Consider the following 14,282-nt stretch of genomic DNA (forward strand, 5'->3'; position numbering starts at 1 on the left):
GCGGGCCTCAGCTCGCGAGCGCCTGCCCGCCGCCCGTGAGGTACCGCAGCGCCGAGGCGGTGTCGGGGCAGGCCTGCGCCCGCACCCCGCCGCCCACCGTGCCCCAGCCGCGGACGACCACCGCGACGAGCCCGTTCGCGCCGACGACCGCGACCCGGCAGCGCCGCGGGCCGTAGGTGCGCCGGTTGGCGAGCTTGGCCTCGGACAGCAGGCGCGGCGACGGGAGCATGCCGTGGATGTCGACGAGGACCAGCGGTGTGCCCTCCGCCCGCGCCACCTCCTGCTCGCTCGCGGCGACCCGGGCAATCAGGGTCGCCTCGTCGGTGCTGCGCAGGTCGACGTACAGGTAGGGGACCCCGCCGTGGTCGCGCCACTCGCACCCGTCCATGCCCACCTCCTCAGAACCGGCCGCGCGCAGGCGGTCGGGCCGGCCCCGGCGGCCGGCATGTCCATGATCGGCGGACCCGACCCGGTCCGGGAGCCGCCGCCCGGTCGACGGCCGCACGGGTGAGCCGTCACCGGTCGTGACCGGTCGGCGCACGGGCGACGGTGCGACGTCCGGTGCTCCGGCCCGGGCGCAGGGACCGGTGCCGGTCGCAGCCCGCCGCGCGGATGCTCGGGTCGATGCTCGGGTCCGGATGGCCGTGATCACGACGCAGGGGACCCGAGCGCGGACCCGAGCTCGCCCCGTCACGGCTGCGTCTGTCGTCGCAGGGGTGGTGCACGTCAGGGCGTGCGCCCGGGCGGCGGCGCTGCGGGCAGCGTGGCTCGCTGGTGATGGCAGAGCAAAGCACCCGGCAGTGGAGCGGTGACCTCCGGCGCCCGGCGTCGGGAACCGGGGGTCAGCGGACGGCGGACGGTGCCGGCCGCCGTGAGCTCAGGAGCAGCGTCGCGGCCGCGACGGCGAGCGCCGCGGCGACCCCCGCCGAGCCGCCGCCGGTGAGCACGTGCCACGTGAGGCTGTGGCCGCCGCCGCCCGCGAGCAGGGCGGCGACGCCGTCGTGCGCCGCGCCCGTGAGCGCGGCACCGAGGACGGCACCGGCTGCGACGGCCCGCAGCCGCAGGCCGGGGAGGCGCCGCCCCCGCGCCGCGGCCGGCTCGACGGGGGCCGGGGCGGCGCGGCGCCACCGCAGGACCAGGTCGACCACGAGGACGACGAGCCCGAGCGCGCTGCAGACGACCTGGGCCCACTCGGCGCCGGAGTACCGGCCGTGCACCTGCGCGAGCCAGGGCACGTGCTCGGAGCCCCAGTGGCCGTCGTGCGTGAAGCCGTCCCAGAGCACGTGCGTCGCCGCGCCGACGACGAGCGAGACGACCGTCATGCCGAGCGCCGCGGGCCGCAGGTACCGGCGCAGCCCGCTGCCGGCGTCCGGGTGCAGCCGGCGGCGGACCGCCGCCGGGGCCAGCAGGACGGCCGCCGGGGCGAGCAGCGCCTGCCACACCGCGAAGACGGCCAGACCGAGGACGACGTCCGCGCCGAGGACGCCGGCCACCGCCTCGTGGGTGAGGCCGGAGCCGAACGGCGACGGGACGTAGTACGGGATGTCGGGCGCCATGCTCCCGATGACGAGCGCGGCCGGGACGAGCGCGACCCGTCCGCGGGTCCAGCGCATGAGCGGCAGGACGGCGGCGGGGTGGCTCCCGGTGAACGGCATGCACCCACGCTAGGCAGACCGGCGGCGCCGACGCCCCGCCGTCGCGGTGCGTCCACGGGGTCTCCACGGGATCCCCACACCCGGGCGGCGCGCTACACCGTGCGCCGGTAGGCCCGCCCCTCCCACGGCCCCAGCCGCAGGCCGCCGTCCGGCGCGGCGTCGCCCGCGACCACCTCCGCGCCCGACCACAGGTGCGCCTGCGGCACGTCGGGCTCCCGCTCCTGCGCCGTGAAGTTGCCCAGCACGAGGATCTCGGTGGGCCCGAGCCGCCGCGTGAACGCGTACACGTGCGGGTCGTCGGGCAGGAGCATCGTGAAGTCGCCGAGCGCGACGGCGGGCTCGGTGTGCCGCAGGTCCGCGAGCCTGCGGTAGTGGTGCGCCACGGACGACGGGTCGGCCCACGCGGCGGCGACGTTGATGTCGGTGTGGTTCGGGTTCACCGCAATCCACGGCGTGCCGGTCGTGAACCCCGCGCCCGGGCCGTCGTCCCACTGCATGGGGGTGCGGGCGTTGTCCCGGCTCATCGGCCGCAGCGCCGCGAGGACGTCGTCCGGGTCCTGCCCGGCCGCGACCGCCTCGCGGTAGTGGTTGAGCGACTCGACGTCCCGGAAGTCGGTGATCGCGGGGAACGGCGCGTTCGTCATGCCGATCTCCTCGCCCTGGTAGACGTAGGGCGTGCCGCGGTGCAGGTGCAGGACGGTCGCGAGCATCTTCGCCGCGGCGACCCGGTGCTCGCCGTCGTCGCCCCACCGCGACACGATCCGCGGCTGGTCGTGGTTGTCCCAGTAGAGGCTGTTCCAGCCGGTCTCCGCGAGCCCGGTCTGCCAGCGCCCGAAGGTTGCCTTGAGCGCGCGCAGGTCGAAGGGGACCGGATCCCACTTCGAGGCGCCGTGGTCGATCCCCACGTGCTCGAACTGGAACACCATGTCGACCTCCGCCCGCGCCGGGTCGGTGAACAGCCGGGCGTCCTCGACCGTGACGCCCGGCATCTCGCCGACGGTGAGCAACCGGTCGGACCGGCCCGCGAAGACCTCGCGGTGCATCTCGGCGAGGAACTCGTGGATCCGGGGCCCGCACGTCCAGTGCGGGGACCCGTCCCCGAGCGCCGCACCGCCCGCGCCGGCCGCGGCCGCGACGTGCCCCTCGGGCAGCGACCCGTCGTCGCCGACCGCCTTGCTGATGAGGTTGACGACGTCCATCCGGAAGCCGTCGACGCCGCGGTCGAGCCAGCGCCGCATCATCGCGTAGACCGCCTGCCGGACCTCCGGGTTCTCCCAGTTCAGGTCCGGCTGCTGCGTCGCGAACAGGTGGAGGTAGTACTCCCCGGTCGCCTCGTCGTACGTCCAGGAGGGGCCGGAGAAGAACGACGCCCAGTTCGTCGGCTCCGCGCCGGGAGCACCGGGGGTCATGCCCTCGCGGGCGGGCCGCCACCAGTACCAGTCGCGCTTCGGGTCGTCGCGCGACGAGCGGGACGCGACGAACCACGGGTGCTCGTGCGAGGTGTGGTTGACGACGAGGTCCATGACCAGGCGCATGCCCCGCGCGTGCAGCCCCTCCACGAGGGCGTCGACGTCCGCGAGCGTGCCGAACGTGGGGTCGACGTCCTCGTAGTCGCTGATGTCGTAGCCGTTGTCGTGCTGCGGCGACCGGTACACCGGCGACAGCCACACGACGTCGACGCCCAGCCGCTCGAGGTGGTCCAGGTGGTCGATGACGCCGCGCAGGTCACCGATCCCGTCACCGTCCGAGTCGGCGAAGCTGCGCGGGTAGACCTGGTAGACGACGGCGGAGGTCCACCAGGGCGGGGCTGCGGGGTCCATGCCCGAACGGTCCCAGCCGTCCGCGGGCGGGGCAAGGCGCACGGGCCGGGGTCGACGAGCGGCGGCCGGTGATCGACGGCAGGCTGACGGCCATGACCTCGTCGCAGACACCTGCCCCGCTGGAGACCGACGTCGTCGTCATCGGCGGCGGACCGCCCGGGGAGAACGTCGCGGGCACGGTCCGCGCCGCCGGCCTCGAGTGCGTGCTCGTCGAGCGCGAGCTGTTCGGCGGCGAGTGCTCGTACTGGGCGTGCATCCCCAGCAAGGCCCTGCTCCGCCCGCTCGACGTGCGCGCCGCGGCGACCCGGCTGCCCGGGCTCACCGTCGGCGAGGTCGACGCCGCGGCCGTCCTCGCACGGCGCGACTGGTTCACCGGCCGTTCGGGCGACGCCCCGTTCGTGCACGACGACGCGTCCCAGGAGTCGTGGGTCGCGAGCACCGGGGCCGTCGCCCTGCGCGGCGACGCACGGCTCGACGGGCCGCGCCGGGTCGTCGTCGAGACCTCCGACGGCGCCCGCACCGTGCTCGCCAGGCAGGCCGTCGTCCTCGCCGTCGGGACCGACGCCGCGGTCCCGGACGTCCCGGGGCTGCGGGCCGCCGCGCCGTGGACGAGCCGGGAGGCGACCGACGCCCGGGCCGTCCCGCGCCGGCTGCTCGTCCTCGGCGGCGGGGTCGTCGCCTGCGAGATGGCGCAGGCGTTCCGCGGTCTCGGCGCCGCCGAGGTCACCGTCGTCGAGCGCGGCGAGCGGCTGCTCGGACGGTCCGAACCCGTTGCGGGAGAGCTGGTCCGGGCCGCGTTCGAGGAGGCGGGCATCGACGTCCGCACCGGCACCGGCGTCGTCCGGGTGAGCCGCCCGCAGGCCGGCGGCGAGGTGAGCGCCGAGCTGGACGACGGCACGACCGTCGTCGCGGACGAGATCCTCGTCGCGACCGGCCGGTCGCCGCGGACGGCCGGGCTGGGGCTGGAGTCGGTGGGGCTGACCGCCGAGCACCTGCAGCGCGGCTACGTCCCCGTCGACGACACCCTCGCCGTGACCGGGCCGGCCCTCGACCCGGCGGCACCGTGGCTCTACGCCGTCGGTGACGTCAACGGCCGGAACCTGCTGACCCACATGGGCAAGTACCAGGCCCGGGCCTGCGGTGCCGCCGTCGCCGCCCGCGCCGCGGGGCGCACGGTGGCCCCCGACGCACGGTTCACCGCCGCCACCGCGACCGCCGACGGGCTCGGTGCCCCCGCCGTCGTGTTCACCGACCCGCAGGTCGCCTCCGTCGGCCTCACCGAGGCGGCGGCGCGCGACCGCGGCCTCGACGTGCACGTCGTCGAGTACGACCTCGGGTCGGTGTCCGGCGCCGCCCTGCTCGCGGACGGCTACCGGGGGAGCGCCCGGATCGTCGTCGACCGGGCCCGCCGGGTCGTCGTCGGCGCGACCTTCGTCGGCCAGGACGTCGCCGAGCTCCTCCACTCCGCGACGGTCGCCGTCGTCGGCGAGGTGCCGCTCGAGCGGCTCTGGCACGCGGTCCCGTCGTTCCCGACGATCAGCGAGGTGTGGCTGCGGCTGCTCGAGGCCTACCCGGACGCGGCGGCCGCCGACCGGGTCTGACGCCGTCCCCGGCACATCCTTCGCGCACGGTCACGGATCCCGGCATCCGGGATGATCCCCAGGAACGCGAATGGGTCCTCGCTCGTCGGGCAGTGCAGGCGCACGTACCGACCGACGACACGAGAAGGAGACCCCCATGGGCCTGTTCAAGGGTGCCGCCAAGGCCGGGATCGCTGCCAAGGCCATCCAGGTCGTCCGCCGCGAGGCGGCCAAGCCGCAGAACCAGGCGAAGGCCAAGGAGCTGTTCGCCAAGCTGCAGAACCGCCGCCGTCCGAACGGCACGCCGCCGGCGAACCGTCCGCTCTGACGCGGCCGCAGGGCCGCGGCCGGTGATGACCGTCAGACGCTGACGGTCATCACCGAGCCGAGCACGCTGCCCACCTGCGCGAGCCGGTAGAGCTCGCTGCGGTGGAAGTCCACGCCCTCCTGGCGGACCAGGAGCAGGCCCAGGGGACCGTTGCCGATCGGCACGAGTGCGGTCCCGCTGTACGCCCGGTCGGTCGCCGGATCCGTGAGAGTCACCGAACCCAGGCGCAGCGGCGCGGTGATCCGGACGGCGTCCGGGGCCGGCGCGTCGCGGCTGACCGCGAGCACGTCCTCGTGGGCCCCGGTCGCGTCGAAGACGAGGACGGCGGCCCAGTCGGCGCCGAGCGCCCCCGGCGCGCCGTCGACGAGCGTCCGCACGGCGCGGTCCGGTTGCGCGAGAACCTGCTGGCACAGCTCGAGGTCGGTGTGCCCGGTGACCGGCGGGACCGGCTGCTGGACGCCCGCGACCTGGATCCCGGGCTCCGCGCTGACCGCCGAGGTCACCGCCGCGAGGTGGACGGCGTCCCGCACGTTCACGAAGACGTCGTCCAGGGCGCGGCCCGCCTGGCTCTCGAGCACGTCCACCGCGGCGATGTCGCCGCCGGCCGCGCCGATGGCCGTGGTGACCCGGCCCAGCGTGCCGGGCGAGTCCGGGACGCTGATCCTCAACCGCGCGAGCACGTCGCCTCCTCGGATCCGTTCACCTGGTGCTTCGGGTCAGCCAAGCATCTCAGAGCCGCGTTCCGAGGGTGTTTCACCGTCCCGTCATGATGGGGCCGTGACCGGTGACGCCTGGGCGAGTGCGTGAGGGGCACCGCCGTCACGCTGCGGTCGATCGCCGTCCCGGCCTACGGCCCGCCGCTGCTCTACGGCATCGGCCAGGGCGCCGTCGCTCCCGCGATCGCGCTCTCGGCCCGCGACCTCGGGGCCTCCGTCGGGGTCGCCGGACTCGTCGTGGCGGTGCTCGGCGTCGGGCAGATCGCCGGCGACGTCCCCGCCGGGGCGCTGGCCGCCCGGATCGGCGAACGCCGGGCCATGCTGCTCGCGGTCGCCGTCGCGGTGGCCGCCCTCGTGGGCTGCCTGCTCGCGCCGACGGTCGCCGTCCTCGGCACGTCGGTGTTCGTCCTCGGCCTCGCGAACAGCGTCTTCGGGCTCGCCCGCCAGACGTACCTGTCGGAGGTCGTCCCGCTGCACCTGCGCGCGCGGGCGCTGTCGACGCTCGGCGGCACGCTGCGAATCGGGATGTTCGCCGGGCCGTTCCTCGCGGCGCCGGCCATCCGGGTCGGCGGCACCGACGCGGCGTACGCCCTGCACCTCGTCGTCGCCGTCCTCGCCGCCGTGGTGCTGCTCGTCGTCCCCGACCTGACCCGGCCTGCCGACGGCCGCTCCGCGAAGCCGCGGCAGGCCCGCCCCGCGGGGGTCGCCGCCGTCGTCCGGAGGCACCGGCGGGTGCTCGTGCACCTGGGGACCGCCGTCCTGCTCGTCGGGGCGGTCCGGGCGTCGCGGCAGGCTGTCATCCCGCTGTGGGCCGACCACCTCGGGCTCGACGCGGCGACGACGAGCCTCGTCTACGGCGTGAGCGGCCTGCTCGACACGCTCCTGTTCTACCCGTCGGGCAAGGTCATGGACCTGCGCGGCCGGGCCTTCGTCGCCGTCCCGTCGATGGCGGTGCTCGGGCTGGCGCACCTGCTGCTGCCGCTCACCGGCGGTCTGCCGTCGCTCGTGGCCGTCGCCGTCCTCATGGGCGTCGGGAACGGGATGGGGGCCGGCGTGGTCATGGTCGTCGGCGCGGACGTCGCCCCGCCGCGCAGCCGGGCGGAGTTCCTCGGAGTCTGGCGGCTCTTCCACGACGCGGGCAGCGCCGCCGGGCCGCTCGTCGTCTCCGCCGTCACGGCCCTGGTCGCCCTCGGACCGGCGGTCGCCGTCATGGGGCTCGTGGGGGTCGGTGCCGCCGGCCTGCTCGCCCGCAGGCTGCCCGGCGTCGCGCCCGGCGGGGCCGCCCCGGCAGGTCGGGCCGGCCCGGATGCCGGACAATGACGTCGAGAGCGATGCGTGCCGGACGGCGCGGCGCACCGGTCGGGTGACGCCCGCACCGGCAGGAGGGGTGGCATGACCGACCGGCGGACCGTGGACCGAGCGACGGCCAAGAAGTGGAAGGACCTGCTCGCGAGCGAGCGGGAGGCGGCCCAGCTGTACGAGCGTCTCGCCGCCGGCGAGAGCGGTGAGCGGGCCGACATCCTCCGCGAGCTCGCGGAGGTCGAGCGGCGGCACGCGGCGCACTGGGAGAGCCGGCTGCGCGAGGCCGGGCAGAAGGTGCCCGAGCCGACCGGTCCGGGGCTGCGGACGCGCACCATGGGCCTGGCCGCCCAGCGGCTGTCCCTCGACGCCGTGCTGCCGCTCATCGAGCGGGCCGAGCGCGGCGACGCGGGCATCTACGACGCGGACCCGGACGCCGCCCCCGGCATGGCGGACGACGAGCGCGGCCACGCCAGGACCCTCGCCGCGCTGCGGGACGGCGGCAACGGCGGGGGAGCGGACGGCCGCGCGAAGGGCGGCCCGGGAGGGCGGCCCCAGGACGCCCCCGGCCGGATCAACCGCCGTGAGCCGTGGCACCGCGGCGACCGCTCCGGGGCGCTGCGGGCCGGCATCTTCGGGGTGAGCGACGGGCTCGTCTCGAACACCGCGCTCGTCATGGGCTTCGCCGGCTCCGGCGCGTCCCGGTCGGCGGTGCTGCTCGCCGGGGTCGCCGGTCTGCTCGCCGGCGCGTTCTCGATGGCGGCCGGGGAGTACGTGTCGATGTCCGGCCAGCGGGAGATGTTCGAGCGCGAGATCGAGCTCGAGGCCACGGAGCTGCGGGACAAGCCGGAGGAGGAGCTCGAGGAGCTCGTCCTCATCTACCGCGCGAAGGGCCTGCCCAGGGAGCAGGCCCGCGAGGTCGCGACGAGCATCATGAGCGACAAGGACGTCGCGCTCGACACGCTCGCGCGCGAGGAGCTCGGGCTCGACCCGGACGCCCTGGGCTCGCCGTGGGGCGCCGCGTTCTCCAGCCTGGTCGCCTTCGCGATCGGCGCGGTCGTCGTCATCGTCCCCTACCTGTTCGGGGGCGGGACGACGGCGTTCGTCACGGCGGTCGCCCTCGCCGTCGCCGCGATGGCAGCCGTCGGCGCCGGGATCGGGGTGCTCAACGGGCGCTCGCCGGTCCGGTCCGCGGTCCGCCAGGTCGCCGCCGGCACGCTCGCGGCCGGGGTCACCTACGTCGTCGGCGCGATCATCGGGACGACCGTCGCGGGCTGACGGCGCGCGGGGACATCGCGGGGACCGAGGTCGCCGGGCGCCGCGGGCGGACCGAACTACACTCGTGTCATTCGAGGCGAACCGGACGCCCGGGCACGGTGGGGCCGTGCGGACGGCCGCCACGACCCGAGGGAGGCGGTCATGGCGTCCTGCCGCCGCTGCGCGACCGATCTGGTGCACTGCCACGGCACGCTCGTCCGGCACACCCGGGGTGACGTCGAGTGCAGCGACCCCGGCTGCGAGGGCCGGGTCGCGGTCCACGACTTCGTCATCCGCTGCGGCGACGTCGAGTCCGGCTGCTGCGCGCAGCAGACCGCGCGGGTACCGCTGCCCGCGCGCGGGCGGTTCGCCCCGGCCCGCAGCGCCTGAGACCGCCCGGGCTCCGCGGCACCGTACGGTGACCTGCGTGGGTACCGTACGGGTCGGCATCTCGGGGTGGCGCTACCCGCCCTGGCGGGGGGCGTTCTACCCGCCGGGCCTGCCGCAGCGCCGCGAGCTCGAGCACGCCTCCCGCCTGCTGTCGAGCATCGAGCTCAACGGCTCGTTCTACGCGCTGCAGCGCCCGGAGTCGTACGCCGGCTGGGCGCGCGAGACCCCTGCCGGGTTCGTCTTCTCGGTGAAGGGTCCGCGCTTCGTGACCCACCTCAAGAAGCTCGCCGGTGTCGACGTGGCGCTCGCGAACTTCTTCGCCTCCGGCCTGCTCGCGCTCGGCCCGAAGCTCGGTCCGGTGCTGTGGCAGCTGCCGCCGAACCTCGGCTTCGACGCGGCCCGGCTGGACGCCTTCCTCGCCCTCCTGCCCCGGACCCACGGGGAGGCCGCGGCGCTCGGCGCCGGGCACGACGAGAAGGTCGAGGGCCGGGCGCTGACGACGACGGCCACGCCCGACCTGCCGCTGCGGCACGCCCTGGAGGTCCGGCACGCGAGCTTCGGGGACGCCGCCGCCGACGGGCGGCTGCTCGACGTCCTCACCCGGCACGGGGTCGCCCTCGTCACGGCGGACACGGCCGGCAAGTGGCCGTGGCTGGCGCACCTGACGAGCCCGGACCTCGCCTACGCCCGGCTCCACGGGGACGCCGAGCTCTACGTGAGCGGGTACGACGACGCCGCGCTCGACCGGTGGGCGGAGCGGGTGCGGGAGTGGGCCGCGACCGGGCGCGACGTCTTCGTGTACTTCGACAACGACGTGAAGGTCCGCGCCCCCGACGACGCCCGGGCGCTCGCGGCGCGGCTCGGCGTCGCCTGGCCGCCGCCGGAGGGCCCGTGACGGTACGGCTGCTCCTCCTCGCGGACACCCACGTGCCGGCCCGGGCCCGCGACCTGCCCGCGCAGGTGTGGCGCGAGGTCGCGGCGGCGGACGTCGTCGTCCACGCCGGTGACTGGGTGGACGTCGGTCTGCTCGACCGGCTCGAGGCGGCCGCCGCGCGTCTGGTCGCCGTGCACGGCAACAACGACCACGGCGCTCTGCGCGACCGGCTGCCCGAGGTCGCCCGGGCCGAGGCCGGGGGAGTGCGGCTCGCGGTCGTCCACGAGACGGGCGCGGCGGCTGGCCGGGACGCCCGCTGCGACGCCGACCCGCGGTTCGCCGGGGCCGACGTCCTCGTCTTCGGGCACTCGCACATCCCCTGGGACACCGTGACCCCCGGCGGGCTCCGCCTGCTCAACCCGGGGTCGCCCACCGACCGGCGCCGGCAGCCACGGTGCACGTACATGACGGCGACGGCCGACGACGGGGTGCTCCGCGACGTGCACCTCGTCGCGGTGCCGCTCAGGCCCCCCGGCCGGTCTTCTCCTGCAACCGGTCGATGAGCTCGGACGCCTGGGCCTTGGTGAGGCCGTCGGGGACCTCCTCACCGGCCTCGCGGGCGAGGGTCGTCAGGTAGCTGTGCTGCGGACCGGTCATCGGCTCGTCGCCGGTGACCCACTGCTCGACGGGCTTGCTCGCGTCGTCCGCGCCGGACTGCTGGTCGGGTGCCTGGCTCATACCGGAACGCTATGCACGCCCCGCGACCGCGCACGGCGACCTTGCCCCGGCCCGGCACGCGACGAGGCCCGCACCGTGGGGTGCGGGCCTCGTCGCGTCCGGGGGAGGAGCCCCGGGTCGTGCGGTCGGCGGTCGTCAGGCCGCCGGGGTGCGGAAGGTCAGGCCTTGACGGGCTCGATCCGCTCGTGGACGCCACCGACGACCGCGTCGGCCGGGGTACGCCGCGAGTGGACGATGCCGAGGATCGACAGGAGGAACATGAGCGCCGCACCGACGTAGGAGACGGCGGCCGCGATGCCCGCGATCTGGCCCATCTTGCCGAACGCGTAGGCGTTGAGGAGCAGGCCGCGGAGGGTCTCGCCGCGGAAGACGGTCTGGACCTTGCCGGCCAGCTCGGTGTCCTGCGGGTTGGCGCGGGACTCGGTGCTCAGCTCGGAGTAGGTCTTGCCGCCCGCGATCTCCTCGAGGTGCTTGGCGATGAACTGGTCGGCGTAGGCGCCCGCCTGCTCACCGGTCGTGAGCTGCTGGCCGCCGTACTGCTGGAGCCCGGGGTAGGTCTTCGCGTCCAGACCCTCGCTGCCGGCCGGCGGGAAGAAGATCTTCTGCGCGGCGAGCTGGTCGTGGACCTGCGTGTTGACGAAGGAGGAACCCCAGGACAGGAGCGCGCCGGCGACGAGAAGGATGACCGCGACGACGAGGCCGGCGGCGGTGAGCAGTGTGTCGAACGTCTTGCGTCGCATGACGATCTCTCCTTGTGGGTGAAGGCATCTTGCAGGTGGACCGACACCTGGTGGGCGGCGGGAGAATCGCTTCTCGGGGTAAAGCATCGCCCGCCTGTGCGCGGCCTGTGCGGGTCGTACGTCCCGATGGTTGAAGTCTCATCTCTTTGTGGTTGAGATCTCATCTCTTGGCGCAGGGCATCGATCAGTCGGCCGGAACCCCTTGGCGCGGAACGGGTTCTGCGGAACCATGCCGGGGCCGGTGGCGGATGCGGCCGGCACCTGGCTGCGCCGCACGACGGACGCGACGGCGAGCCGCGCGCTGCGGGGCGAGCCGGCGTCACCGCCGGGGGTGGAGTCCGTCCCGGTGCTCGTGACGACCGTGCTCGGCGTCGTCGCGCGGTACCGGCGGGTGGAGCAGGTGTTCCTGGACCCCACCGCCCGGGCCCAGGGCCCGCATGAACGGGCGCACGGGTAGCCCGCGGACGAGCCGGGCGTCGTCCGCCCAGGTCGTGCCGTCGTCGAGGAACCGCAGCACCCGCAACGGGTCGTCGCCGCCGAACATCGCGACGAAGGCGGGCCCCAGCACCGCGGGCTCGCGGGCCAGGGCCCGGAGGAACACGGCGTCGAGCCAGCGGTGCCGCCACGGCCGGTGCGGCACGGCGAACGGGTGCCCGTGCTCGACGAGGGAGCGGACGACGGCCGCGGCGTCGCGCTGGATCGCCCCGAACCCGTAGCCGCTGCTCGCGCGTACGAGCCCGCCGGCCGCGCCGACCGCGAGCACCCGCCGTCCCCGGCGGTGCGGTGCGCGCGGCCGCAGGTCGATGGTGCCGTGCTCGACGCGGCCGACCCGGAACCGGCCGGCGGCGAGCACGCCGCGCAGGTAGGCGGTGAGCTCCTGGCCGGCCTCGGCCGGTATCGGGCCGGGGACGCCGGGCGGCACGTAGGCCGTGTGCTCGACGAGCGCCGTCCGCCGGTCCTGCGGCAGGACGTGGACGAAGGCCGCGCGGCCGCCGGGCAGCCGGGCGTCGCAGAGCACGGCGACGTCGGGGTCGAAGGCGTTGCGGTACGTCCGCACCTCCCAGCCGGTGAACCGCATCCGGTGCCCGGCCCCGGCCGGCCGCGGGCCGCGGGCACCCGGCCGCCGGCCCGGCCAGGTGCCGGTGCTGTCGAAGACCCAGGCCGCCTCGACGGTCTCGCCGTCGACGACGACGCGGGCGCCCTCGCGGCCGTCCACGACCTCGCTCGCGCGGGCGCGCACGATCTCGATGCCGGGCGTCCGGGCGACCGCGGCCGCGGTCACGGCCCGCAGCGCCCGCAGGCTCACGACCCGGTAGCGGTACGGCGCGAGGTCGACGAGCCGGGTCGCCCGGTCGGTGACGACGGCCACGCTGTCGTAGGCCCGCTCCGCGGCCGCCTCGACGGGGCCGTGCTGCGCGCTCCACCAGCCCCACGAGCGGTCCGCGGACCGGTCGTGGTCGAGGGGCACCTCGTCGACGACGAGCACGCGCCGGTCGCCCCAGCCGTCCGTCGCGAGGCGGGCGGCCAGGGACAGGCCCGCTGCTCCGCCGCCGACGACGACGGCGTCGAGCACGGGTCCATTCCAGACGCGCAGCGGTGCCCCGGCCCGGGACCGAGGTCGCGGGCCGGGGCACCGGGGCCGCACCCCGCGTGCGGATGCGGCGGGACGGCGGTGCGGTCAGGCCGTGTGCGGGTGCAGCACGACCTTGGTGTAGCCGTCGATCCGCTTGTCGAACTTGTCGTACGCGTCCGGGGCGGCGTCGAGCGGCAGCTCGTGGCTGACGATGACGCTGGGCTCGGCCCGGCCGGAGACGATGAGGTCGCGCAGGTAGCGGTTGTAGTTCTTGACGTTCGCCTGCCCGGTCGCGAGCGAAAGGCCCTTCTCGAAGAGCTTGCCGAAGGACAGCGCGAGCCTGCCCTGCTTCGTGGCCTCGTCCGCACCGCCCGGGTCGCTCGGCACGTAGAGGCCGGGGATCCCGAGGCGACCGGTCGGGTTGACGACGTCGATGAGTCCCTCGAGGACGACGTTCGCCTGCTCCTGGTCGTTCGCGCCGGTGGTCTCCGCACCGTCCTGGGACGGCGTGCCCCCGCTGTGCGCGACGGCCTGGTAGCCGACGGCGTCGATGCCGCGCATGACGCCGTCACCGCCGCGCAGGTCGCGGATCTGCTCGACCGGGTCACCCTTGCCGAAGTCGACCGGCACGCAGCCGAGCTCCTCGGCGGCCTTGAGCCGCTCCGGGACGCGGTCGACCACGTACACGACCGACGCGCCCTTGATGAGGCTCGAGTAGGCGGCCATGATCCCGACCGGCCCGGCACCGAAGACGGCCACCGTGTCGCCCGGCTGCACGCCGGCCATGTGGGCGCCGTGGTAGCCGGTGGGGAAGATGTCCGACAGCATCGCGAAGTCGGCCTCGTGCTCGGTGCCCTTCGGGAGCTGCAGGCAGTTCCAGTCCGCGAACGGCACGCGCAGGTACTCGGCCTGGCCGCCGGTGTACGGCCCCATGCTCACGTAGCCGTAGGCACCGCCGGCGAAGCCGGGGTTCACCGTGAGGCAGAAGCCGGTGTAGCCCCGCTCGCAGTTGAAGCAGAAGCCGCAGCCGACGTTGAACGGCAGGTTGACCCGGTCGCCCTTCTTGACCGTCGCGACGCCGGGACCGACCTCCTCGACGACGCCCTGGTTCTCGTGGCCGAACACGATGCCGGGCTCGGCACCGGTGCGGCCCTCGTACATGTGCAGGTCGGAGCCGCAGATGCACGTGGAGGTGACCCGGACGATCACGTCCGTCGGGGCCTGGATCCTCGGGTCCTCGACCTCTTCCACGGCGACCTCGAACGGACCTTTGTAGACGACTGCCTTCATGGGAGCGCGTCCCCCTCTCGCT

Annotated in this window: 15 protein-coding genes; 7 read left to right on the forward strand and 8 right to left on the reverse strand. The window is 75.4% G+C overall.

The genetic code is table 11. From position 1 onward, the window contains the following. Positions 1-7: 7 nt before the first annotated feature. From ECOMGDLI_RS31170 to ECOMGDLI_RS31180, 3 genes are all read right to left on the reverse strand, one after another. Entirely contained in the window at positions 8-388 is a 381-nt protein-coding gene (locus ECOMGDLI_RS31170) for a hypothetical protein (protein ID WP_088320710.1), read from the reverse strand. Between the two features lie 454 nt (positions 389-842). Further along, a complete protein-coding gene (locus ECOMGDLI_RS31175) occupies positions 843-1,655 on the reverse strand; it encodes a DUF4184 family protein (protein WP_088320711.1) in 813 nt (270 codons plus the stop codon). 92 nt (positions 1,656-1,747) lie between these two features. Beyond that, the gene (locus tag ECOMGDLI_RS31180; protein WP_088320712.1) at positions 1,748-3,475 is read right to left on the reverse strand and encodes an alpha-glucosidase; all 1,728 of its coding nucleotides are present in this window, start codon (positions 3,473-3,475) and stop codon (positions 1,748-1,750) included. 92 nt (positions 3,476-3,567) lie between these two features. Here ECOMGDLI_RS31180 and ECOMGDLI_RS31185 point away from each other — a divergent pair, with 92 nt between their 5' ends. Beyond that, on the forward strand, positions 3,568-5,076 hold the full coding sequence (locus tag ECOMGDLI_RS31185; protein WP_088320781.1) for an NAD(P)/FAD-dependent oxidoreductase: 1,509 nt from the start codon (positions 3,568-3,570) through the stop codon (positions 5,074-5,076). A gap of 136 nt (positions 5,077-5,212) precedes the next feature. Continuing rightward, positions 5,213-5,383, forward strand: coding sequence for a hypothetical protein (locus ECOMGDLI_RS35660; protein WP_198955344.1), 171 nt, complete (start codon positions 5,213-5,215; stop codon positions 5,381-5,383). A 32-nt stretch (positions 5,384-5,415) separates the two neighbouring features. Here the strand turns inward: ECOMGDLI_RS35660 and ECOMGDLI_RS31190 are convergent, their stop codons facing one another. Next, complete coding sequence (locus ECOMGDLI_RS31190) at positions 5,416-6,063, reverse strand: ACT domain-containing protein (protein WP_158221229.1); 648 nt, start codon at positions 6,061-6,063, stop codon at positions 5,416-5,418. Between the two features lie 123 nt (positions 6,064-6,186). On the opposite strand from ECOMGDLI_RS31190, the gene ECOMGDLI_RS31195 reads away from it, so the two are divergent. The 5 genes from ECOMGDLI_RS31195 to ECOMGDLI_RS31215 all read left to right on the forward strand — a co-directional run bounded on the left by ECOMGDLI_RS31195 (position 6,187) and on the right by ECOMGDLI_RS31215 (position 10,482). Further along, a complete protein-coding gene (locus tag ECOMGDLI_RS31195) occupies positions 6,187-7,419 on the forward strand; it encodes an MFS transporter (protein WP_088320714.1) in 1,233 nt (410 codons plus the stop codon). Between the two features lie 72 nt (positions 7,420-7,491). Continuing rightward, entirely contained in the window at positions 7,492-8,676 is a 1,185-nt protein-coding gene (locus tag ECOMGDLI_RS31200; protein WP_088320715.1) for a VIT1/CCC1 family protein, read from the forward strand. Between the two features lie 141 nt (positions 8,677-8,817). Then, entirely contained in the window at positions 8,818-9,045 is a 228-nt protein-coding gene (locus ECOMGDLI_RS31205; protein WP_088320716.1) for a hypothetical protein, read from the forward strand. A gap of 28 nt (positions 9,046-9,073) precedes the next feature. Beyond that, positions 9,074-9,940 (forward strand): DUF72 domain-containing protein, encoded by an 867-nt coding sequence (locus ECOMGDLI_RS31210; RefSeq protein WP_088320717.1) that lies wholly within the window; start codon positions 9,074-9,076, stop codon positions 9,938-9,940. After that, positions 9,937-10,482, forward strand: a complete 546-nt coding sequence (locus ECOMGDLI_RS31215) for a metallophosphoesterase (protein WP_088320718.1) — start codon at positions 9,937-9,939, stop codon at positions 10,480-10,482. The genes ECOMGDLI_RS31210 and ECOMGDLI_RS31215 overlap by 4 nt, the downstream gene beginning before the upstream one ends. Here ECOMGDLI_RS31215 and ECOMGDLI_RS31220 read toward each other — a convergent pair. The 4 genes from ECOMGDLI_RS31220 to ECOMGDLI_RS31235 all read right to left on the reverse strand — a co-directional run bounded on the left by ECOMGDLI_RS31220 (position 10,442) and on the right by ECOMGDLI_RS31235 (position 14,260). Next, positions 10,442-10,657, reverse strand: coding sequence for a DUF3072 domain-containing protein (locus ECOMGDLI_RS31220; RefSeq protein WP_088320719.1), 216 nt, complete (start codon positions 10,655-10,657; stop codon positions 10,442-10,444). The genes ECOMGDLI_RS31215 and ECOMGDLI_RS31220 overlap by 41 nt on opposite strands. Before the next feature lie 158 nt (positions 10,658-10,815). Then, positions 10,816-11,397 (reverse strand): hypothetical protein, encoded by a 582-nt coding sequence (locus tag ECOMGDLI_RS31225; RefSeq protein WP_088320720.1) that lies wholly within the window; start codon positions 11,395-11,397, stop codon positions 10,816-10,818. A 319-nt stretch (positions 11,398-11,716) separates the two neighbouring features. Then, positions 11,717-12,970, reverse strand: coding sequence for an FAD-dependent oxidoreductase (locus tag ECOMGDLI_RS31230; protein ID WP_158221230.1), 1,254 nt, complete (start codon positions 12,968-12,970; stop codon positions 11,717-11,719). A 105-nt stretch (positions 12,971-13,075) separates the two neighbouring features. Then, the gene (locus ECOMGDLI_RS31235; RefSeq protein WP_088320722.1) at positions 13,076-14,260 is read right to left on the reverse strand and encodes a glutathione-independent formaldehyde dehydrogenase; all 1,185 of its coding nucleotides are present in this window, start codon (positions 14,258-14,260) and stop codon (positions 13,076-13,078) included. Positions 14,261-14,282: the final 22 nt, after the last annotated feature.

Source organism: Kineosporia sp. R_H_3 (assembly GCF_002198675.1).
In the GTDB taxonomy this organism is placed as follows: domain Bacteria; phylum Actinomycetota; class Actinomycetes; order Actinomycetales; family Kineosporiaceae; genus R-H-3.